Raw genomic sequence first — 22752 nt, forward strand, 5'->3', positions numbered from 1 at the left:
TCAGATGTTTATAAGAGACCGTCCCCAGGGTGCGTGACGGCGGCGCTCGGTCAGCAAGGTCACCTGGGCATCGCCCAGGAATTCCAGCTCACGCACCAGACCATCACCGCCTGCAAACTGCCCTTCACCGCCACTGCCCCGGCGCAGCTGATAGCGGTGTACCCTGAGCGGATAGTGGGATTCCAGACTCTCGATGGGGGTATTCAGGGTATTGGTCATATGGCTGTGCACCGCCGACAGCCCCGGACCACCGGCATGGCCGCCAGTGCCGCCAGCCATGGTTTCGTAATAGTCCCAGCCATCGTCACCTGCTGCTCCCATGGCCAGATTATTCATGGTTCCCTGGCTGGCTGCGGGGATCGCCTGCGGCGCCGCCTGGGCCAGCGCCCCCAGCACCACATCCACCACCCGCGAGCTGGTTTCCACATTGCCGGCGGCCACCGCCGCCGGGCGACGGGCATTGAGCAGGGAGCCTTGCGGAGCAAAAAGGCTGATGGGCCGGAACAACCCGTCGCAGGCAGGTACGTCATCGTCCATCAGGCAACGGAAACAGTAATAAGCCGCGGCAGCCGCTACCGAAAGCGGACAATTGATATTACCTGCCACCTGGTCGGCGGTGCCGGAGAAATCCAGGCTGGCCTGCTCCCCGGCAATGGTCAGGGTGACGGCAATGACGATGTCCTGCTGCCCCTGACCATCGTCATCCATGTAATCCCGGAACCGGTAACAGCCGTCCGGTAACGCCGCGATTCGGGCCCGGGCCCGTTTTTCCCCGTAGGCGTTGAGGGCATCGAAGGCAGCAACCAGGTCGGGCTGCTGTTCCGCCAGTTCTGCCAGACGCCGGGCCCCCGCCTCACAGGCGCTGGCCTGGGCGACAAAATCGGCAAACCGCCGGTTTTCCACCGGCAGCCCCCCGCTCTCATCCAGCCCGGCCAGGTGTCGACACAAAGGCACCTGCCACTGTCCCGCCCGTTTCAGCCAGCTGGGAGCAATGACGATGCCCTCCTCCTCCAGATGGGTCGACACCGGCATGGATCCGGGACTGTGGGCGCCGATATTGGCGTGGTGAGCCCGGGTCACGGCAAAGCCGATCAAGGTTGACGCCTGAAACACTGGCCCCACCACGGTCACATCCGGCAGATGGGTGCCGCCCAGATACGGATCATTGACCACCAGCAGGTCGCCGGGCTGCCAATCCCGGCCACTGACCAGATCCGCCATGGCATAGGCCATGGACCCCAGATGCACCGGAATATGGGCTGCCTGGGCACACAACCTGCCCTGTTTGTCGAAAACGGCGCAGGAGAAATCCAGGCGATCCTTGATGTTCGGCGAGAGGGCGCTGAGCCGCAGCACCGCCCCCATCTCATCACAGATCCCTGACAGGCGATTGGCAAAAATACTGAGCTGGACAGGATTCATAGAGGCAATTAACAGTTAATAGTGAATAGTTAATAACTAAAAACGGGACAACAGCCTACCGCTGTTAACTATTCACTGTTAACTATTCACTGAATTGTGCGCTATTATCGACGGTTCCGGCAGCCTTCGGCTGCCGTTTTTTATTTGGGACGCGTACAGACGGTGCTGTGATCAACGGTCCGGTGCCCGTTATCAATTCTCCATTATCGATTATCAATTGCCTGTTATGTCGCAATATCTGATTCCCACCTATGCACGGCAGCCGCTGGCGTTTGTGCGCGGTGAAGGGGTATGGCTCTACGATGAAGCCGGCCACAAGTACATGGATGCCATCTCCGGTATCGGGGTCTGCAACCTGGGCCACTGCCATCCGGCGGTAACCCGCACCCTGGCCGATCAGGCCGGGCAGCTCATGCACACCTCCAACCTGTACCGTATCCCGTCCCAGGAAGCCCTGGCCCAGCGCCTGTGCGAAGTGAGCGGCATGCAGAGCGTGTTCTTTTCCAACTCCGGAGCAGAAGCCAACGAGGCCGCTATCAAGATTGCCCGGCTTTTTGGCCAGCGCAAGGGCGTCAGCCGCCCCACCGTGGTGGTGATGGAAGGCAGCTTCCATGGCCGCACCATGGCCACCCTGTCCGCCACCGCCAATACCAAGGTGCAGGAAGGCTTTGCCCCGTTGCTCGACGGCTTTATACGAGTTCCATTCAACGATCTGGACGCGGTGCGAGCCCTGAGGGACAACCCGGATGTGGTCGCCGTGCTGGTAGAACCGATTCAGGGCGAAGGCGGTATCAATATCCCCGCCAGCGATTATCTGCCCGGCCTGCGGGCCCTGTGTGATGAACAGGACTGGCTGCTGATGCTGGACGAGATCCAGTCCGGCAATGGCCGGACCGGCGATTACTTCGCCTGTCTGGGTGACCAGGTCACCCCGGACGTACTCACCACCGCCAAAGGCCTGGGCAACGGCTTCCCCATCGGCGCCTGCCTGGTGGCCGGCAAGGCCGATGGCGTGTTCGGCCCTGGCAACCACGGCAGCACCTATGGCGGCAACCCGCTGGGCTGTGCCACTGCCCTGACCGTGGTCAACACCCTCACCGACGACGTGGTGGATGGGGTGGCCGACAAGGGGACCTGGCTGAAAGGCGCCTTCGCCCAAGCCTTGACCGACCTGCCCATGGTCAGCGAAATCCGTCAGCGCGGTCTGATGCTGGGCATCCAGCTGGATCGCCCCTGCGCCGAGCTGGTCAACCGGGCCCGGGAAGCGGGGCTTTTAATCAATGTCACCGCTGGCTCCGTGGTCCGTCTACTGCCACCACTGGTGATCAGCCAGACAGAAATGCAGCACCTGGTAGATACGCTCTCCCAGGTCATCCATGACTTTGCCAACGCACAGGAGGTCGCATGACCCGCCACTTCCTGACGCTCACCGATCTGAGCCGGGACGAGCTGGGCTACCTGATCCAGCGCGCTATTGAACTGAAAACCATGCTGCGTAATGGCCAGAGCCACACGCCGCTGCAGGGCAAGACCCTGGGCATGATCTTCGAGAAATCCTCCACCCGCACCCGGGTGTCCTTTGAAGTGGCGATGACCCATTTCGGCGGCTCCAGTATCTTCCTGTCGCCCCGGGACACCCAACTCGGTCGCGGCGAGCCCATTGAGGATTCCGCCAGAGTGCTCTCGCGGATGGTGGATGCGGTCATGATCCGCACCTTCGACCACGCCACCGTGGAAACCTTTGCCGAGCATTCGGCGGTCCCGGTGATCAATGCGCTCACCGACGATTTCCACCCCTGCCAGCTACTGGCCGACATGCAGACCTTTGTGGAACACCGGGGCAGCATTCAGGGCAAGAAAGTGGTCTGGGTCGGCGACGGCAACAACATGTGTGCCAGCTATATCAACGCCGCCAACCAGTTCGACTTCGAGCTGGTGATCAGCAGCCCCACCGGCTTCGAACCGAATGGCGAATTGCTCAGCCGTTACCCGGAACGGGTGCGCCTGGAAGCAGACGTGAGCGAAGCGGTCAAGGATGCGCACCTGGTGGTCACCGACGTGTGGGCCTCCATGGGTCAAGAAGACGAACAGCAGGATCGGCTCAATGCGTTCGAAGGCTATCAGGTCACCCCGGAACTGATGGACCGGGCCGACCCGGATGCCCTTTTCATGCACTGCCTGCCCGCCCACCGTGGCGAGGAAGTGAGCCATGAGATGATGGACGATCCCCGTTCGGTGGTGTGGGATGAAGCAGAAAACCGTCTGCATGCCCAGAAGGCCCTGCTGGAGTTCCTGCTGACAGGTCAGCACTGACACCCCCGTAAACCGTTGGAGCCTTGCTCGCAAGGCGAATGCCTTCCGGCTTTTGCCCCGCGAGCCAGACTCCAACATCTCCAGAAGGCGCCAACGCTATGAACCCGCCGCTGCTTACCCTCGACAACCTGGCCTGCGGCTACCACCAGCAGGCCGTGGTAAAGGATCTGAGCCTGGAACTGGCCGCCGGTGAAATTGCCTGCCTGCTAGGGCCCAGCGGCTGCGGGAAAACCACCACCCTGCGAGCCATTGCCGGCCTGGAACCGGTCACCGGTGGCAGCATTCATATCCAGGGTCGTCAGGTGTCCAGCCGCAGTCGCCAACTTCCACCGGAAAAACGCGGACTGGGTATGGTGTTCCAGGAACACGCTCTTTTCCCCCACCTGACCGTGGCAGACAACGTGGCCTTCGGGCTGCGCAAACAACCCCGCGAGCAACAGCGACTACGGGTCAGTGAATGCCTGGACCGGGTGCGCCTGTCAGGCATGGAAGACCGCTATCCCCATGAACTGTCCGGCGGCCAGCAACAGCGGGTCGCACTGGCACGGGCACTGGCACCCCGCCCCGCCCTGCTCTTGCTGGATGAACCCTTTGCCAGTCTGGACCTGGACCTGCGCCGTGCCCTGGCCCGCGAGCTGGGCGACATTCTCCGCCAGGAAAACGTCACCGCCCTGCTGGTTACCCACGATCAGGAGGAAGCCTTTGCGCTGGCCGATCGGGTGGGCGTAATGCACCAGGGCCAGCTGGAACAATGGGACACGCCGTACAACATCTACCACGCCCCCGCCAACCGCTTCGTGGCGGAGTTCGCCGGGTATGGTTCTTTTCTACGGGGAGAAGTGATGGATGAAAACACGGTCAGGACCAGCCTGGGCGAACTCACCGGGCGCAGCAATACGGCCCTCAAACCCGGCAGCAACGTCGATGTACTGTTACGGCCGGAGGATGTGATCGCCGACGAGAGCGCGCATCTGGCCCTGCCCGTCACCCGCCGCCAGTTCACTGGCGCCACCATTCTCTACCACCTGCGCGTCGGCGCCGCCGAAACCCTGCTGTGCCAGACCGACAGCCACACCAATGTGGTGGAAGGCGATGCGCTGCATGTGCGCTTGGCGACCAAGCACCTTGTCGCTTTTTCAATTAATAGTTAATAACTCGCGATCAAACTAATCGTTGTCTGCACATACCAAGAGGCCGCGCCCAAGCTCTGGACGCGGCCTCTTGCCGTTCGAAATCAACAACTTTTTCCGCGAAACTATTCATTATTAACTGTTAACTGCTTTCTTCACGCCACCCTGCTCTGATCCCGCCCCCCGGACTTGGCCTTGTACAATCCCTGATCGGCCCGATTGAGGAGTTCGTCGATGGTTTCATCTTCCTGGCAGGCGGCGACGCCGACGGAAAGGCTAACGGTGTTGGGGCCACCTTCCTGGCCGAAACTTTCTTCACGCCAGCGCTCGCGCAGACGCTCCGCCACCCGCAGTGCGCCGCTCTCGTCGCTCTGTGGCAGAATAAGCAGGAACTCCTCGCCACCCAGGCGGCCGAAATAGTCCCCGTCCCGCATGCCCGCCAGCGCCAGCGCGGAGAAACGACGTAACACCCGGTCCCCCCAATCGTGACCATGACGGTCGTTGATCTGCTTGAAGTGATCCAGATCCACATAGCAAATGGCGAAGGGTAATCCTTTGCGGGCGAACAACGCTCGCTGACGCTCCAGAATTTCCAGCAAATGGCGACGATTGAACAGACCGGTAAGGTCATCTCGTATAGCCATTTCACGGACCTGTTCTACCGCCCGTGCCAGTTGATGATTCTTGTCGGCCAGGGCATCTCGCAGACGGTTGATACCGCCCCCGGTAATCGCAAAGCTTACCGAAATCATGGAAAACACCAGCCACTGCAGTGCCTCCACAGACAGGCTCAGATGCACCCAGCGGTCGTTCATGGCCAGCCACAGCATCACCGCGTAGGCAGCACTGGCCAGCACCGCCACCCCGATCATCACCTTGCCGGAAAGCCGGAAAGAGGCCAGTAACAGGCCGGCGAAAAACAGGGTGACCACGCTGAGACGGAACTCGTCCACGTAGTAGCCGGAGACCATGAACACCACCATGAAATGCAGCACCATGGGCAAGGACAGGCTCGGCTCGCCAAGGCGCAGGGTCCAGCCGGTAGCAAGCAGCAACTGATAAGCAAACAGAGAGGCCCAGACCACGAACAGCATCATCAGACCCTGTTCCAGCTCTACATCGAAATAGCCAAACTGGAAATACACCACGCACAGCAGCGTATGCATAGCCATGATGGCGATGGCCGAGCGGCTATGGCGCTTGAGCAGACGCTTCTCGCTGAGTGTCAGCTTTTCTGCCTGCCGCAGATCATGATTCATGCGCCCTGCTCCACCACCAGTTTATCGCGACCGGATTCCTTGGCCTGATAGAGCGCCCGATCCGCACGCAGGATCACCTGATCCGGAGTTTCCTCGCGATGGTACATGGCCAGCCCCGCCGACACCGTGACCGTAAGTCCCGGTGCCTCCTTGAAGCGCTGGCTGCGCATACCCAGCAAGATGCCTTCAGCCAGATTGCTCGCCTCTTCCGGATCACTGACCGGCAGCACCAGCATGAATTCTTCGCCGCCCAGGCGGGCGGCAAAATCCTGGCCGCTCAGGTGACGGCGGGACACCTCGGCAAAGCGCTCCAGCACCAGATCCCCGACCCGGTGACCATACTGATCATTGATGCGCTTGAAATGGTCCAGATCCAGATACACCACACCCAACTGGTAGGCGCCCCGGGCCGCCTGTCCGCAGGCCTTGGCCAGTAACTCCATGGCGTGGCGACGGCGATAGAAGCCGGTCATCTCGTCTTTCACTGCCATGTCGTGGATTCGTTCGACGATGTCCGCCAATTGCAGATTACGCCGACTCAACTGGGAACGAATGGTGGAGATTTCCGAGGCCAGCAGAATCACCGCCAGCACCATTACTGAAAACAGCCCCCACTGAATCCATTCACCGCGCAGATCCACCACCTCCGGCCAATACCCCGAAACCACCCCGAGAATGACCGCGTAACCGAGCACACAGTAACCGGCCAGCCAGGCAAATTGCCGGAATGACGCCTGCAACACTCCCATCTGGACAATTGCAAAGAAAATCATCATCACACACAGGCGCACCTGATCCACCACCAGGGCCGTCAGCAGGATACCCGTGGTAGACCAGACCATTAGCGGCATGATCATGGATGGTTCGGAAAGCCGGCGGTTTAACCCCAGCAGCATGAACAGGACAAACCCCAGATGCCCCACCCAAATCGCACCAAACAAGGCATAGAACAGCGTGGAACCGCCGCGGAAGAAATCCAGCTGCAGGGCTATCCAGCAAAGCAGGGTATGGGCACTGCCCCCGGCCAGAATGGCAAACAACACCCGACGCAGTCGCTGCGACTGCAAGGCTGCCGGGTTAAGGGTTAACGATTGATCCATGCCGGATTCCCGATCCGGTGCAGCCATCCCCACTAGCAGCCGCACCCACTGGTAGCGATTTAGTATTATTGTTGACTAGACTCTAACCACAAATGTCTACCGCGTCACAGTTTTCATCCCTGAAACCCGACCGTCCATCGCCATGCCAATGAAAAAAATGGCACAAAAGTCCTATATTTTTCGGGCACTTAGCCCAGCACCTCACTCACCAGCCGGGCTCTGGCAGACACGGGCCACCGCCTCCCGCCATCCCCGATAGCGGCGTTGGCGCTCTCCTTCTTCCAGTAACGGCGCAAATTCACGCTCGCAGCGCCACTGCTCGGCCACTGCATCCAGAGAGTCGTACAGACCCACACCCAGGCCCGCCAGATAAGCAGCGCCCAGCGCAGTGGTCTCGGTGACCATGGGGCGATCCACACATACCCCCAGCACATCCGCCAGCGTCTGGCTGAGCCAGTTATTGACCACCATGCCGCCATCCACTCGCAACGTAGTAGGCCGAGTGCCGCAATCTGCCGCCATGGCATCCAGCAGATCCCGGGACTGGTAACACACCGCCTCCAACCCCGCCGTTACCACTTCGGCAATACCCGTGTCGCGGGTCAACCCCAGCAGGGCGCCACGAGCGTGAGGATCCCACCAGGGGGCACCGAGACCGGTAAAAGCCGGCACCAGATAGACGCCACCGGCGGAGCCGGCTCGGCGCGCCAGCGCTTCGGTTTCACTGGCATCGCGAATCAGATTGAGGCCGTCGCGCAACCACTGGATGGCTGCACCTGCCACAAAGATGGAGCCCTCCAGTGCATAGGTAGTCTTGCCATTGAGCCGGTAGCCCACAGTGGTAAGCAATCGGTTATGGGACTCCACCGCCTCGCCGGTATTCATCACCATAAAACAGCCGGTGCCATAGGTACTTTTCACCATACCCGGCTGAAAACAGGCCTGGCCCACCAGCGCAGCCTGCTGGTCCCCGGCAATACCGGCCACCGGCACCGCGGCACCCAACAACTCTGGACAGGTGGTGCCGAACTCTCCTGCGCTGTCACGAACGTCCGGCAACACTGCGGCAGGAATATCGAACAATTCCAGCAGCGCCGGATCCCAGGCCTGATCGTGGATATTGAACAGCAAGGTACGTGAAGCATTGGTGGCATCGGTGGCGTGCACCTTGCCGCGGGTCAGTTGCCAGAGAAGCCAGCAATCGATGGTGCCAAAGGCCAACTCACCGGCCTCGGCCCGTTGGCGGGCACCGGGCACATGTTCCAGTAACCAGGCCAGTTTGGTGGCAGAAAAATAGGGATCCAGCAACAGGCCTGTCTTGCCGCGCACCATGTCCTCATGACCCGCATCGCGCAGGCGCTGGCAAAATTCGGCAGTGCGCCGATCCTGCCAGACAATGGCTTTGGCCAGCGGATCACCGGTCTTGCGATCCCACAACACCGTGGTCTCGCGCTGGTTGGTGATGCCGATAGCGGCCAGTTGCTGGGCTTCAACACGGGCGTTTCGCAAAGCTTGCTGACAGAGCGCCAGGGTATCTTTCCAGATTTCCATGGCATCGTGTTCAACCCAGCCGTCCTGGGGAAAATGCTGGCGGAACTCTTTCTGCGCCTGCCCACAGGCCCGGCCACTGGCGTCAAAAACAATGGCGCGGGAACTGGTGGTACCCTGGTCGATGGAAAGAATGTATGACATGGCTCGGCTAACCCTGTTATCAGAATTGGAGGCTGGATCAGTCAGGCGCTACTTGGAGTCGCCAGGAACCGTATTTTACATGATGGCGCGATGGCAGATTGAACGATAACGGACAACCCGATGGACCTTATCGGCGATTTAAGAGCCTCTAAACCCACCCTACGATGCTGCCTGGTTGTCGACATCTGTTGCGCTTTGAAAACCCTGATCGCCCTTCGGTCGATATCCGCGCAAGCGCGGTTCGCACCTCAAGAGTTTATTCGCTTCGCTCACCCTTCGGGCCGCACGGAACTACGTGCGTTACTCCGCTACACTCCGTTCCTACAGCGACTTCGAAGAAAGCTTGCAACTCAGTTCACCCGCCCCAGCACATGCTGGCCCTGCTGGCTGCGTGGCAGGATGACGGTAAAACGGGCGCCGCCCATGGGGCTTTCGTCCACACGGATATCGCCACCATGCCAGTCCACGATCCGTTTGACGATAGACAGGCCAAGGCCATAGCCGCCGCTGGCGCGGTGGCGACTCTTGTCCAGCCGGGCGAAAGGTTTGAACACCCGCTCACGCTCGTGCTCGGGAATCCCGGGGCCATTGTCATCCACATGGATAACCACCTGGTCCTCGTCGCCATCAACCACCATAACGATCCGTGAACCGGCATAGCGCAGGGCATTGGTGACCAGATTCTGTAATACCCTGTGTAGATAGCGTTCCTCTGCTTCCACTTCCAGGGTGGGCTGATCGCATTCCACGGTGATGACGGTATCGCCGCGAATGGTTTCCAGCTCTTCACGCAGCTGCTCGCAGAGTTCCCCCAGCAGCACCGGCTTGAATTCTATGTTGGGGGTCCCCTGTTCCAGACGGGCATAGGTGAGAATTTCGTCGATCAACTGGTCCAGCTGCTCGATGTCATGATCCAGGGCATTGAGCTTTTCCCGGCGCATTTCTGCTGACTCGATATCCGCCAGCATCTCAAGCCCGAAACGAAGCCGCGCCACTGGGGTACGCAGTTCATGGCTCACAGCCCGGGTCATTTCTCGCTGGGATTCGATCAAACGACGGATATGGGCCGTCATGCCGTTAAAGGTAGCCGCCACCTGGCCGATGGCATCACTCCCTTCAATATTGGCATAGGCCCCCAGGTCTCCACTGCCCAACTGGCTCACCGCCTGGTCAAGCTGCTTCAGTCGCCGTTGTAGCGGGCTCACCTGCAAATAAGTCGCCAGTGCCACCGCCAACAGGCTGAGGGCCCCTGCCACCAGCAGCAATTCCATGGGAAATTGATCGAACAAACTGAGCGGGCCGATTACCAGCAATTTGCCGGTCTGCGCCACCGGTGCATAAATACGGATGCTGGAGTCGCTACGGGTACTGTCATCCAGACCGATAACCACTTCGCGACGATTTAGGCGCTGCTCCTGTTCCGGATCCAGGGGCACATCGTCCCGGGACACCAGACTGAGCGGGTAACCGAAATGCTGCTGGAGCCGGCCCAGGGCCTGCTCCCATTCGTCTTCGGGAAAATGGGAAAGATGGTTGAGCACCAATACCGCAGTGGCCCGGGCCTGCTGCTCGGACACCTTGGTCATGCGGGTAGTGATGTACTCGGATTCACCGGGCAACTGAAAAAGGATATCCGCGTAGCCTTTTTCATCGTTGAGGCGCATGACCACCAGGCCGTCTTCCAGGTGCAACGTCTCCCGGTAGCCCAGCTCCAGCTCCCCGGCGGATTGCAACTGAATCTCCGCATTAAACAGCTTGCTGAGCACCTGGCTCCAGCGATCACGCTCCCCGGGCTCATAGCGTTGGTAGCCTTCCGCCATCAGGTAGAAGGTACCCCGCGCCATTTCCTCCCGGTAGATATCCGAGCGGTAGCTGTTAACCAGCTGCACAGCGGCGTAGGTGATGGCGCCGATAAAACACAGCGCCAACAGCAAACCCCCGTAGAGCCTCAGGAAGATACTATTCAAGCGTCACCCAGCGTCACGCCACGGCACAGAAATGCTCAGGCCGCGCCGATTTCCTTGACGAACAGATAGCCTTTGGAGCGCACGGTCTTGATACGCTTGGGATTTTCCGGGTCATCCCCCACCTTGGGACGAATACGGGAAATGCGCACATCAATGGAGCGATCCTGGCCGTCGTACTGGATGCCGCGTAGCTTCTCGAAGATGGTTTCCCGGGACAGCACCGTGCCCGCATTGGACGCCAGCAACCAGAGCAGATCGTATTCGGCACTGGTCAGATCCACCGACTCCCCAGCCAGGGTCACTTCCCGGGCAGAGTTATCGATCACCAGGGCACCGAATTCCAGCCGGGCCGGTGAGCTGTCCCGTTCGCTATCGGTTTCCACCCGGCGCAGCAGGGCGCGGATACGTGCCAGCAGCACCCGGGGTTTCACCGGTTTGGCCACATAGTCATCGGCCCCCATCTCCAGACCCAGTACCTGATCCATATCATCGGTGCGGGCAGTGAGCATGAGAATGGGATTCTTGTAGGCGCTGCGAACCTCGCGGCAGACGGTCAGACCGTCAGCTCCGGGCAACATCAGATCCAGTACCACCAGATCCGGTTGCTCGGCACGAATGCGACGGATGGCTTCTTCGCCATCACTGACCACCGTCACATTGAGACCATTGGTTTGCAGATATTCACAGGTAAGATCGGCAAGTCTTTCGTCGTCTTCCACGATCATGATGGCTGGCGGGTTATCCTGCACCGTTGTCATCCCGTCCTTATCCTTTTTCACTTCGTATCATTATTGTCGTCGTACACAGAGCCCAAGGCGGCAAACTGTAACAAACGTATCCCTATCAGGTGTTTATACGCATAGACACTGTCCACGGCAACCTTGCTGATACCAAAGGTACACTGAAGCTGCTTCACGGCGCATTTTTTACAGTTGACAAACACAATATCTAGTACTGTCCTGCCCCGCAAAAGCGCACCCCGAATGCACCCACAATGGTCCACAACTTATCCACAAAATTTCCCCAGGCGAAGTGCTTGCAAATCCACGAAAGCAACTATAACTTGTACTGACGTCGGGCAGCGACCCCAACATATTGGGTTTTCGTAAAATTGCTGCCACCCCGGGATCAGACCATCCAGCGTACCGAAAAATACAGTCACATCAGCCATTTAGAGCTTTTCGGGCTACCAGGGGCAAGAACAGCGTCATGGACAAGACACAAGATATAGTGGTCCACATCCAAATTAGACCACCAGGCACCATCCAACACAGATTTTACTGCGCCATAGCCTGACGGCTGTGGCGTTTTGCGTGGTGTTGCCATACGCGGCACCAGACCACGCCGGCACCACCACACAAACCTGACAACAGACAGAACAGCACAAACAACGGAGAGCGCACCATGCAGACGGATATGAGCCAAAACCCCAACCACACCGGCTCCCCGGCAAGCGGCGAGAGCGACCAGGACCAGTCCATCGCCAGCACCGCCCCCGGCCAGCTACGCGTTATCAAGCGCAACGGCAAAGTGGTCGGCTACGATGACGACAAGATCACCGTGGCCATCAGTAAGGCGTTTCTGGCGGTAGAGGGCGGCACCGCTGCCGCCTCTTCCCGTATCCATGAAACCGTGGCGCGCCTCACCGAGCAGGTCACCGCCACCTTCAAGCGTCGCATGCCCTCCGGCGGCACCATCCACATCGAAGAGATTCAGGATCAGGTAGAGCTGGCGCTGATGCGTAATGGCGAGCAGAAAGTGGCCCGTGATTACGTACTGTACCGTGAACGCCAGGCCGCCAAGCGTGCCGAACAGAACCACGACCTGCCCGAGCCCACCCACCAGGTGGACATGACCGTCACCATGGAAGACGGCAGCACAGCCCCCCTGGACATGGCGCGCCTGGAACATCTGATCCGCTCTGCCTGCTCCGGCCTGGAAGATGTCAGTGCCGACAAGATCATCACCGAAACAGTGAAGAACCTGTACGACGGTGTCTCCATCCATGACGTGAACACCTCCATGGTGATCACCGCGCGCACCATGATCGAAGTGGAGCCCAACTACTCCCAGGTCACCGCCCGCCTGCTGATGGACAAGATCCGCGCTGAAGCCCTGCAGTATCTGGGCGTGGCTGAGCGTGCCAGCCACGAAGAAATGAACGCGCTTTATAGCGACGCTCTCAAGGCCTACATCACCCAGGGCATCGAACTGGAGCTGCTGGCTCCGGTGCTGGGCGAGTTCGACCTGGAAAAGCTGGGCGCCGCCATCAATGGCGACCGCGACCTGCAATTCTCCTACCTGGGCCTGCAGACCCTGTACGACCGCTATTTCATTCACCACAACGACACTCGCATCGAGCTGCCCCAGTGCTTCTTCATGCGTGTGGCCATGGGCCTGGCCGTGGAAGAGGACAACCGGGAAGAACGCGCCATCGAGTTCTACAACCTGCTGTCCAGCTTCGACTACATGAGCTCCACGCCGACCCTGTTCAACGCCGGCACCCTGCGCCCGCAGCTGTCCAGCTGCTACTTGACCACCGTGCCCGACGACCTGCACGGCATTTACGGCGCCATTCAGGACAACGCCATGCTGTCCAAGTTTGCCGGCGGCCTGGGTAACGACTGGACGCCGGTACGTGCACTGGGCGCCTATATCAAGGGCACCAACGGCCGCTCCCAGGGCGTGGTACCGTTCCTGAAAGTGGTCAACGACACCGCCGTGGCCGTGAACCAGGGCGGCAAGCGCAAGGGCGCGGTCTGTGCCTACCTGGAAACCTGGCACCTGGATATCGAGGAATTCCTGGAGCTGCGCAAGAACACCGGTGACGACCGCCGTCGTACCCACGACATGAACAGCGCCAACTGGATTCCCGACCTGTTCATGAAGCGCGTCATCAACGAGGAAGACTGGACCCTGTTCAGCCCCAACGACGCCCCGGACCTGCACGACCTGTACGGCGAAGCCTTCGAGAAAGCCTACCTGGCCTATGAAGAGAAAACCCGTAACGGGGAAATGAAGCTGTTCAAGCGTGTTCCCGCCATCAACCTGTGGCGCAAGATGCTGTCCATGTTGTTCGAGACAGGCCACCCCTGGTTCACCTTCAAGGATCCGTGCAACCTGCGCAGCCCGCAGCAGCACGTGGGTGTGGTGCACTCCTCCAACCTGTGCACCGAGATCACCCTGAACACCAACAAGGAAGAAATCGCCGTGTGCAACCTGGGTTCCGTGAACCTGGCCCAGCACGTGGATGAGAACGGTCTCGACACCGACAAACTGCAGCGCACCATTAACACTGCCGTGCGCATGCTCGACAACGTGATCGACATCAACTACTACAGCGTGCCCCAGGCCGAGCGTTCCAACATGAAGCACCGGCCGGTCGGTCTGGGCATCATGGGCTTCCAGGACGCGCTCTATAAGCAGGGCATCAGCTACGCCTCCGAAGGCGCCGTGCAGTTTGCCGACAACTCCATGGAAGCAGTGAGCTACTACGCCATCCAGGCCTCCGCCAAACTGGCCGAAGAACGCGGCGCCTACCAGACCTTCGAAGGATCCCTGTGGAGCCAGGGCGTACTGCCCATCGATTCCATCGACATCCTGGTGAAGCAGCGTGGCGAAGACTACTGCAAGGTGGATCGCAGCCAGACCCTGGATTGGAACAGCGTGCGCGAGATGGCGAAGAAAGGCATGCGTAACTCCAACGTGATGGCCATCGCCCCCACCGCCACCATCGCCAACATCACCGGTGTTTCACAGTCCATTGAGCCGACTTATCAGAACCTCTACGTGAAATCGAACCTGTCCGGCGAATTCACTGTGGTGAACCCCTACCTGGTCAACGCCCTGAAAGAGCGTGGTCTGTGGGACAACGTGATGGTCAACGACCTTAAATACTACGACGGCTCCGTACAGCCCATCGAGCGCATGCCGGCGGACCTGAAAGAACAGTTCCGTACTGCCTTTGAAGTGGAGCCACGCTGGTTGGTGGAAGCCGCCAGCCGTCGCCAGAAGTGGATCGACCAGGCCCAGTCACTGAACCTGTACATTGCCGAAGCCAACGGCAAGAAACTGGACGTGACTTACAAGATGGCCTGGCTGCTGGGCCTGAAGACCACCTACTACCTGCGCGCCATCGGTGCCACCCAGACGGAAAAATCCACCATCAATGATGGCAAGCTCAACCGGGTCTCTTCCAAGGTGGAAGAGCCGGCCGAGTTTGGCCAGGCTGCCGATGTACCACAGGCCTGTTCCATTGATGACCCGGATTGTGAGGCTTGCCAGTAAGGGCTGCCTGGCAGGCCCGCGGAGACATCCCGGGCCTGCGCTACCAGAAAAGGGTCGGACATCTGACGTCCGACCCGTCAAAGAATACGCAAGCGGTGATCAACACCACACCAAACTTGTAAGAATGGAATACGGAGAGAGCACATGCTGAACTGGGACGAATTTAATGCGCAAGAGACGCCTGTCGCCAAACCGCAGCCAAGCACCGCAACGCCGCCGCAACCTGAGACGGTACCTGACCAAGCGGCACCTCAAGCTCAAGCACCGGGAGCGGGAAGTGCGCCGATTACAGGCGGAGCCGACGAGCAACGACAAGGACGAACCGAGCGAGCCACCACAGACGCCGTAGCCCGCGCCCGTGCCACTGTGGCGAAAATGGATGCCAGCGAAGGCGTTGCCGAGCTGGAAGGCACTGCCGGTCGTGTGGAAGTGGACGACAAGCGCATGATCAACTGCCGCGCCGACCTCAATCAGCTGGTACCGTTCAAGTACGACTGGGCATGGCAGAAGTATCTGGATGGCTGCGCCAACCACTGGATGCCGCAGGAAGTGAACATGAACGCCGACCTGGCGCTGTGGAAAAAAGCTGACGGCCTCACCGACGACGAGCGTCGTATCGTCAAGCGCAACCTGGGCTTCTTCTCCACCGCCGATTCCCTGGTCGCCAACAACCTGGTGCTGGCTATCTATCGCCTGATCACCAACCCGGAGTGCCGCCAGTACATCCTGCGTCAGTCCTTTGAAGAGGCGATTCATACCCACGCCTACCAGTACTGCATTGAATCCCTGGGCATGGACGAAGGCGAAATCTTCAACATGTATCAGGAGATTCCCTCAGTGGCCAAGAAGGCCCAGTGGGGTATCCAGTACACCCGCGATCTGTCCGATCCGGAATTCACCACCGGCACCGTGGAAACCGACAAGGCACTGCTGGAAAACCTGATCGCGTTCTACTGCGTACTGGAAGGCATCTTCTTCTATTGCGGCTTCACCCAGATCCTGTCCATGGGTCGCCGCAACAAGATGACCGGCGTGGCCGAGCAGTTCCAGTACATCCTGCGTGACGAATCCATGCACGTGAACTTCGGCGTGGACGTGATCAACCAGATCAAACTGGAAAACCCGCACCTGTGGGATTCCCAGATGCGCGACAAGGCCACCCAGATGATCCTGGAAGGCACCGAGCTGGAAATCCAGTATGCCCGCGATACCATGCCCCGCGGTGTGCTCGGCATGAACGCCGCCATGATGGAAGAGTACCTGCAGTTCATCGCCAACCGCCGTCTGGTCCAGCTGGGCCTGCCGGAGCAGTTCAAAGGCGTGAACAACCCCTTCCCGTGGATGAGCGAAATCATGGACCTGCGCAAAGAGAAGAACTTCTTCGAAACGCGGGTGACGGAATATCAGGTGGGTGGTGCGTTGAGCTGGGACTAAATCCCACAACAGCGGCAACAAAAAAGGGCGCTTCGGCGCCCTTTTTCTGGAAATAAGAGATCCATCCTGACCTGTTCCTCTACGTCCTCTCAATTACCCTTAGTGCTTCGCCAACATCTTCTGCAACAGAGCCTCACACGCCGTCTGATTCATGTAGCGCGGCACCGCATAGCTTAAATGCGCCTCCTGCAAGGCAGCTCCGGCAATGGCGGGAATATCCTCTCTGCGTAATGCATCCAGCGTCTCGGGAATGCCAAGCTCCCTTTTTAGCTCACGAATCCGTTCGATGAATTTCTCTGCCAGCATGTCATCGGTTTCACTCCCCTGCTCCAAGCCACTGGCTCGAGCAAGTACTGCCAAGCGTTCAAGACAGGCAGGAGCTGAATATTCGAGCACATAGGGCAGAACAATGGCATTCGCCAGTCCATGCGGCGTGTGGTAATGGGCGCCCAAGTTGTGAGCAATGCCGTGAACATAGCCAAGACCGGCACGACTGAAGGCGAGACCGGCGCGGTAGGCTGCCCAGGACATCATCTGCCGGGCATCTTCGTCTTCCCCGTTTTCCATCACGCGCGGTAGATTGCGCATGATAAGACTGACAGCTTCAAGGGCCATCTGGTCCGTTTCCGGAATGGCAATACGGGAAATGTAGGCTTCTACGGCATGAGTCAGCGCGTCCATGCCGGTGGCAGCGGTGACGCCAGGAGGCAACCCGATCATCAAACGGCCATCCAGTGCAGCCATACGCGGCACCATCTTGTGGTCGATGATCGGCAGTTTTCGTTTTTTACCCGGGTCGGAGACTACCGCACCAATGGATACTTCCGAGCCGGTTCCAGCGGTGGTCGGCACACAATAAACCGGTAAAGGTGCTCTGGAAACCTTGAAGAAACCGGTCATTTTCCAGATCGCCTTGTTGTTGGTAGCGCACGCAGCAATCACCTTGGCGCAATCCATCACCGAGCCGCCCCCTATACCCAGCACCGCCTCGCAGCGTTCACGCTTGAGCACCTCATACGCTTCTTCGCATTGCTCCAAAGCGGGATCAGGCTTGACGCCGTCGTACACGGTCACTTCGACGCCCGACACTTGCAGCCGTTGCAATAACGGCTCGACCAACCCCAGCTTGACCAGCATAGAGTCAGTCACCAGCAGCAGCCGCTTGACACCACTGCCGGCAACAGCATCACACAGCAACAGGGAAGACCCCGGCCCGACATACACTTCCGGCAGCCGCACCACCAGTTGTAGAACCTTGCCAACATGTTTGAGACTACCGGAGATAAAGCGGTAGAAGGGTTCCTGTAGCTGGAAGGGAATAACGTGGTTTAGGGCAAGCATCTTGTTTGAACCTCTGCTGATAAAGTTGGACTCGAGCGGGCTCAAGACGCTGGCAATCTAACAAGCCAAACTATCTCGAGAGACATAAAAAAATCCATCACAAGCAGAGGCTCCCTAGAGAATGCAAGTGATGAATCAGCCCAGAGGCGACATCACCGGATGCCGGCAGTCATCCACCACTGCAATTGCCACTAGCCGGGCTGGCTGAGTCAGTACCCCATTTGTCTGGAGGCCAGATCAATCATCACTTCATTGGCTCCACCACCAATAGACAAGACTTTCGTCTCGCGAAAAATACGCTCGACCTTGGCGCCACGTATATAACCCGCGCCACCCAATATCTGCACCGCTTCACCGGCAATATGTTCGAGACTGCGTGTGGAGAAAGCCTTCAGCATGCAGAGTTCGGCAATGGGTGCCTCACCTTGCCAGACACGCCAGGACAGGATCTCCAGTTGTGCCTTAATGGCATCAATTTTCATCTTCATTTCCACCAGCTTGTGGCGGATTACCTGGTTCTTGATCAGTGCCCGGCCAAAGGTGATACGTTCGCGGGCATAGGCCAGCGCTTCATCATAACAGACCTGCGCAAAGGCATAGGCGGTGCTGATAAGCATCAGACGCTCATGATTGAAATTACGCATAATGGCAAGAAACCCGGCATTCTCCGGGCCGACTCTATTAGCGATGGGAACACGGCAGTTATCAAAGTAGAGAGTGGCCGTATCCGAGCACTGCCAGCCCATCTTGTTGAGCGAGGTGCGATCCAACCCTAGCGTATCCGCCTCGATAACAAGCAGGGAAAGTCCACCGAGCCCCGGCTCGCCGGTACGAACCGCGGTTGTGATGAAATCCGCCCGCATGCCGGAAGTAATAAAGGTCTTCGCGCCGTTGACGATATAGCTATCGCCATCCCGTTTGGCGGTGGTGCGAATATTTGCCACATCCGATCCGCCTTCCGGCTCCGTGATGGCGAGTGCGGTAATCTTTTCACCGGCCAATACCGGCGCCACAAATTTGGCTTTCTGCTCATCGGTTCCCGCGTGCACAATCGGCGGTGTCGCAATATTGTGCGTCAGCAGGGCAATGCACAGCCCACCGGAGCCGGCACGGGCCAGCTCCTCTGCCGCAATGATGGAAAAAAAGGGGTCATCAATGCCATTGCCGCCCTGCTCCTGCGGATATCCCAGGCCGAGCAGGCCAATATTCGCCGCCTTTTCATGCAGTTCACGGGGCACCCTGCCCGCCGCTTCCCATTCCTCGATAAAGGGGCTGATGTCCTTTTCAACAAAACGCCGCAGCTGGTCACGAAAGGCCTGGTGGTCTTCCGTATAAAAGGGTGAATCGGGCGTATGCATAGCAACCCCTCTCCTACACAGTATCAACCGTCAGGTTATTTTACGTTGCCGGCCAGCAAGCCCTGGCTGCCAAACAGCCGCTCACGCCATTCCGCCAGCAAGGCGTCAGTATTGTGATCATTGGGGTGAAACCCGGGCTTCAGGTAATCGAGATATTTGGGCGCCAGGGTAGAGAAAAAGCCCTTTCTGCCGAGGGCAATATTGAGCCCTTTCAGCACCTCCCGAACATTGAAGATCCTGCCGTCGTCGATCACCATCTTGAACGACATGGACAGCACCAGCGGCCAGTACACAGCAGAGATCAGCAGCATGGTGCCTGCCCGCAAACTGTAGCTGCCGGATACCGTTTCATACACATCAAACGCCACCGCCTTGTGCTCGGTTTCTTCCAATGCATGCCATTCCCAGAATGCGCGCGATATGGGTGCCAACTTTTCACGCATGTCCGGGCTTCGCAGCAACTGTTCGGCGATAATCGCCGTGTAGTGTTCCAGCGCCGCGGTCGCAGCCAACTGGAATTTCTGCGGCATTCTGCGCATCAAATTGATCGGTATGGCAAAGATTCGCTCATGACGCTCCATGCTGACACCGTTCTGGAGCAAGGCACGGTTAAAGGCGTCATGTTCCCGGGCGTGAAACGCTTCCTGGCCGATAAAGGCAGAAATCTCTTTTTTCAGTACCGGATCGGATACCCGATCACGAAAATGCCGCACCGATTCCACGAAAAATCGCTCCCCCTCCGGTATCGCCGCCGACAGGGTGGTCATGATTGCCGTAAGCAGCGGGTTGTTATCCGCGTAGTAGCGTGGCAGTGCCGCCGGCGTGAAGGCGAAGTCCATATTGCGCGGCGAAAAGTTCGCCTTCACCACCGTACTATTAGCTTTTGTCGATAACACATTCATCCCAGACCTCCTTACCGGACAGGCCGGCCTGCGCACTGGCAGGCCAGCCCCCGGTATGTGACAGTTCAATCGTTACGGTACTCAGTCATTGCGATACATGGTCACCACACAGGCGCCACCCAGACCGAGATTGTGCTGCAAGGCCACCCGCGCCCCCTCTACCTGGCGCTTCTCTGCCTGGCCGCGCAACTGCCACACCAGTTCGGTACATTGCGCCAGACCGGTGGCCCCCAGCGGATGGCCCTTGGACAGCAAGCCACCGGACGGATTGGTCACGTACTTGCCGCCATACGTGTTGTCGCCATCCCAGATGAATTTCTCCGCGCCGCCTTCCGGGCACAGACCCAGACCTTCATAGGTGAGCAGCTCATTGGCGGTAAAGCAGTCGTGCAGCTCCACCACATTGATGTCTTGCGGGCCGATTCCGGCCTGCTCGTACACGCTGTCGGCGGCGGCACGGGTCATGTCGTAACCGACCATCTTGATCATGGATTTTTCATCAAAGCTGCTGGCGAAATCCGTGGTCATCGCCTGGGCGGCGATATATACCGGGTTAGCAATGCCATGCTTCTTGGCGAACTCGTCCGAACACAGAATCGCGGCGCCGGCACCACAGGTGGGCGGGCAACACTGGAAACGAGTCAGCGGATCAAACACCTCGTCTGACGCCATGATCTCTTCCAGCGACAGCACCTGATTGAACAGTGCGTAAGGATTGTTGGCCGCATGCTGACGCGCCTTCTCGGCGATCTTGCCAAAGGTTTCCCGTTTGGTGCCGTACCTCCAGCGGTATTCACGCCCTGCGCCACCAAACATCTGTGCCGCTGGCGGCGCCTGGTTGAAGCCCTGCGCCTCCATCATTACCTGCACATGCTGGCCCATGGGGTTTTCGCGATCGTTGAACTTGGAGCCCAACGCGCCGCGCTCCATTTTCTCGAAACCGAGCGCAATGACACATTCGGCCAGGCCACCTTCGATAGCCTGGCGCGCCAGGAACAGGGCCGACGACCCGGTGGAACAGTTGTTGTTCACATTGACCACGGGAATGCCGGTCAAGCCCAGCTCATACACGGCGCGCTGACCACAGGTGGAGTCGCCGTAGACATAACCACAGAACGCCTGCTCCACATCGCTGTACTGGATGCCGGCATCCTTCATGGCGGCGAGGCCTGCAGCCTTTGCCATCACATGGTAATCATCGCTGGCACCGGGCTTGGCAAACTTGGTCATCCCGACACCGATCACATTCACTCTACGTTTCATTGTCTGTTCTCCGAATTCTGGCGTTACAGGATTTGTTCAAGTTTGCGCACCAGCGCCAGGTCACCGTCGACGCGCATGTCGCCCTTCTGGTACAGGGCGCTCAAGGTCACCTTGCCGGCAATCAGGTCGGCAAGCTTGCCATCCTCCAGTGTCATCACCGCCGCCGCATCTTTTTCGCCGCTGACGATGTCAGGCGACGACGCGGATAGATCGATAAACCAGGCACTGTCTGGGCTCTGCACCTTGATCTGCAACACACCACCCTGCCCACCAATAGCCGACAGTTTTTCCGCCAGCTCCGGCAGCACTTTCTCCGCCTGCGGAGCTTTCTGCTTTTTCGGTTGTGCGGTAGCGGTATCCGGTTGGCCGGAGGCCAATCGCTTGTCGCGTGCCTGCTCCACCAGCTTCGGGTCCATGTTCTGCAACACGGTGAGCTTGTTGGAGGCCATCACGTTGCCGCCAATCTTCAGATCGCCACCAAAAAACAGTTTCTGTACCGCAGCCAGATCACCGCCAAACAGAGTCGGGGCATGTTTACTGTCCAACTCCAGCGTCACATCCGCCTTGTCCAGCTGGCCCGGCCCGGCAGTACCCGGTGCGTTTTTCAGATCAATATAGAAATCCTGATCCGGGTTGCTGAACGCAAACTGGAAGCTGGTGCCGGTCTTCTCGATCAGGTCCGGGTTGTCAGCGATGAAGTGGCCGATGGCACTGAACACATCCGCCATGGTCGGCTCCTGCGATTCGACCGGTACTGCGACAGCTTGTGAACCACCACCGTCAGCCGCGCGCTTGTCACGCGCCTGTTCGGCCAGTTTCGGGTCCATGTCCTGCAACACGGTCAACTTGTTGGACGCCATCACGTTGCCGGAAATTTTCAGCTCGCCACCGAAGAACAATTTCTGCACCGCGGCAAGATCCCCACCAAACACGGTCTCCAGATGCTCGCTGTCCAGCGCCAGCGTCACGTCCGGTTTATCGATGGTGCCCGGCCCCGCCGCGCCCGGTGCATTTTTCAGATCAATAAAGAACTGCTGATCCGGGTTGCTGAACTCGAACTGGAAGCTGGTACCGGTCTGATCGACCAGTTCCGGTTTCTGCTTGATGTAGGTCGCCACCGCCGCGAACACATCGTCAGGCGTCACCGCCTGCTCCACCTCCGGCGCAGACACTTCCTCGGCGGACGCCTGTACCGGCACTGGCGCTTCTGCCGGAATCTCCGAGAACAACTCGATGGCGGCATTCTTCAGCACCACCTCGTTACGCTCTTTCACCCAGGTTTCG

The 22752-nt window shown here is 59.0% G+C and carries 16 protein-coding genes; 5 read left to right on the forward strand and 11 right to left on the reverse strand.

The window, feature by feature from the left end; genetic code table 11:
* Positions 1 to 1422 (reverse strand): hydantoinase B/oxoprolinase family protein, encoded by a 1422-nt coding sequence (locus HUJ17_RS03740; protein ID WP_290509411.1) that lies wholly within the window; start codon positions 1420 to 1422, stop codon positions 1 to 3.
* A gap of 226 nt (positions 1423 to 1648) precedes the next feature.
* On the opposite strand from HUJ17_RS03740, the gene HUJ17_RS03745 reads away from it, so the two are divergent.
* The 3 genes from HUJ17_RS03745 (at position 1649) to HUJ17_RS03755 (ending at position 4886) form a co-directional block, all read left to right on the forward strand.
* A complete protein-coding gene (locus HUJ17_RS03745) occupies positions 1649 to 2830 on the forward strand; it encodes an aspartate aminotransferase family protein (protein ID WP_290509412.1) in 1182 nt (393 codons plus the stop codon).
* Entirely contained in the window at positions 2827 to 3735 is a 909-nt protein-coding gene (gene argF, locus HUJ17_RS03750; protein WP_290509413.1) for an ornithine carbamoyltransferase, read from the forward strand. Before HUJ17_RS03745 ends, argF begins: the two co-directional genes overlap by 4 nt.
* Positions 3736 to 3833: 98 nt before the next feature.
* On the forward strand, positions 3834 to 4886 hold the full coding sequence (locus HUJ17_RS03755; RefSeq protein WP_290509414.1) for an ABC transporter ATP-binding protein: 1053 nt from the start codon (positions 3834 to 3836) through the stop codon (positions 4884 to 4886).
* Between the two features lie 134 nt (positions 4887 to 5020).
* Here HUJ17_RS03755 and HUJ17_RS03760 read toward each other — a convergent pair whose 3' ends face one another.
* The 5 genes from HUJ17_RS03760 to HUJ17_RS03780 form a co-directional block, all read right to left on the reverse strand.
* Entirely contained in the window at positions 5021 to 6124 is a 1104-nt protein-coding gene (locus tag HUJ17_RS03760; RefSeq protein ID WP_290509415.1) for a GGDEF domain-containing protein, read from the reverse strand.
* Positions 6121 to 7224: a GGDEF domain-containing protein gene (locus HUJ17_RS03765; RefSeq protein WP_290509416.1), complete on the reverse strand. Its 1104-nt coding sequence runs from the start codon at positions 7222 to 7224 to the stop codon at positions 6121 to 6123. The genes HUJ17_RS03760 and HUJ17_RS03765 overlap by 4 nt, the downstream gene beginning before the upstream one ends.
* Before the next feature lie 201 nt (positions 7225 to 7425).
* A complete protein-coding gene (gene glpK, locus HUJ17_RS03770; protein ID WP_290509417.1) occupies positions 7426 to 8916 on the reverse strand; it encodes a glycerol kinase GlpK in 1491 nt (496 codons plus the stop codon).
* Between the two features lie 350 nt (positions 8917 to 9266).
* On the reverse strand, positions 9267 to 10883 hold the full coding sequence (locus HUJ17_RS03775) for an ATP-binding protein (RefSeq protein ID WP_290509418.1): 1617 nt from the start codon (positions 10881 to 10883) through the stop codon (positions 9267 to 9269).
* A 35-nt stretch (positions 10884 to 10918) separates the two neighbouring features.
* Positions 10919 to 11641, reverse strand: coding sequence for a response regulator (locus tag HUJ17_RS03780; protein WP_062816885.1), 723 nt, complete (start codon positions 11639 to 11641; stop codon positions 10919 to 10921).
* 646 nt (positions 11642 to 12287) lie between these two features.
* Here HUJ17_RS03780 and HUJ17_RS03785 point away from each other — a divergent pair.
* Both HUJ17_RS03785 and HUJ17_RS03790 read left to right on the forward strand, forming a co-directional pair.
* Complete coding sequence (locus HUJ17_RS03785; protein ID WP_290509419.1) at positions 12288 to 15170, forward strand: ribonucleoside-diphosphate reductase subunit alpha; 2883 nt, start codon at positions 12288 to 12290, stop codon at positions 15168 to 15170.
* 144 nt (positions 15171 to 15314) lie between these two features.
* On the forward strand, positions 15315 to 16604 hold the full coding sequence (locus HUJ17_RS03790) for a ribonucleotide-diphosphate reductase subunit beta (protein WP_290509420.1): 1290 nt from the start codon (positions 15315 to 15317) through the stop codon (positions 16602 to 16604).
* Positions 16605 to 16703: 99 nt separating this feature from the next.
* On the opposite strand, the gene HUJ17_RS03795 is transcribed toward HUJ17_RS03790, so the two are convergent.
* The 5 genes from HUJ17_RS03795 to HUJ17_RS03815 all read right to left on the reverse strand — a co-directional run.
* Positions 16704 to 17945 carry an iron-containing alcohol dehydrogenase gene (locus HUJ17_RS03795; protein ID WP_290509421.1) on the reverse strand — a complete coding sequence of 414 codons (1242 nt, stop codon included), beginning with the start codon at positions 17943 to 17945 and terminating at the stop codon, positions 16704 to 16706.
* Between the two features lie 209 nt (positions 17946 to 18154).
* Entirely contained in the window at positions 18155 to 19303 is a 1149-nt protein-coding gene (locus tag HUJ17_RS03800) for an acyl-CoA dehydrogenase family protein (protein WP_290509422.1), read from the reverse strand.
* Between the two features lie 35 nt (positions 19304 to 19338).
* Positions 19339 to 20205, reverse strand: coding sequence for a metal-dependent hydrolase (locus tag HUJ17_RS03805; protein WP_290509423.1), 867 nt, complete (start codon positions 20203 to 20205; stop codon positions 19339 to 19341).
* Positions 20206 to 20286: 81 nt separating this feature from the next.
* Positions 20287 to 21468 (reverse strand): lipid-transfer protein, encoded by a 1182-nt coding sequence (locus tag HUJ17_RS03810; RefSeq protein ID WP_290509424.1) that lies wholly within the window; start codon positions 21466 to 21468, stop codon positions 20287 to 20289.
* A gap of 23 nt (positions 21469 to 21491) precedes the next feature.
* On the reverse strand, positions 21492 to 22752 hold a 1261-nt coding region (locus HUJ17_RS03815; protein WP_290509425.1), incomplete at its 5' end, for an SCP2 sterol-binding domain-containing protein.

It is taken from the genome of Alcanivorax sp., assembly GCF_014762765.1.
Lineage (GTDB): Bacteria > Pseudomonadota > Gammaproteobacteria > Pseudomonadales > Alcanivoracaceae > Alcanivorax.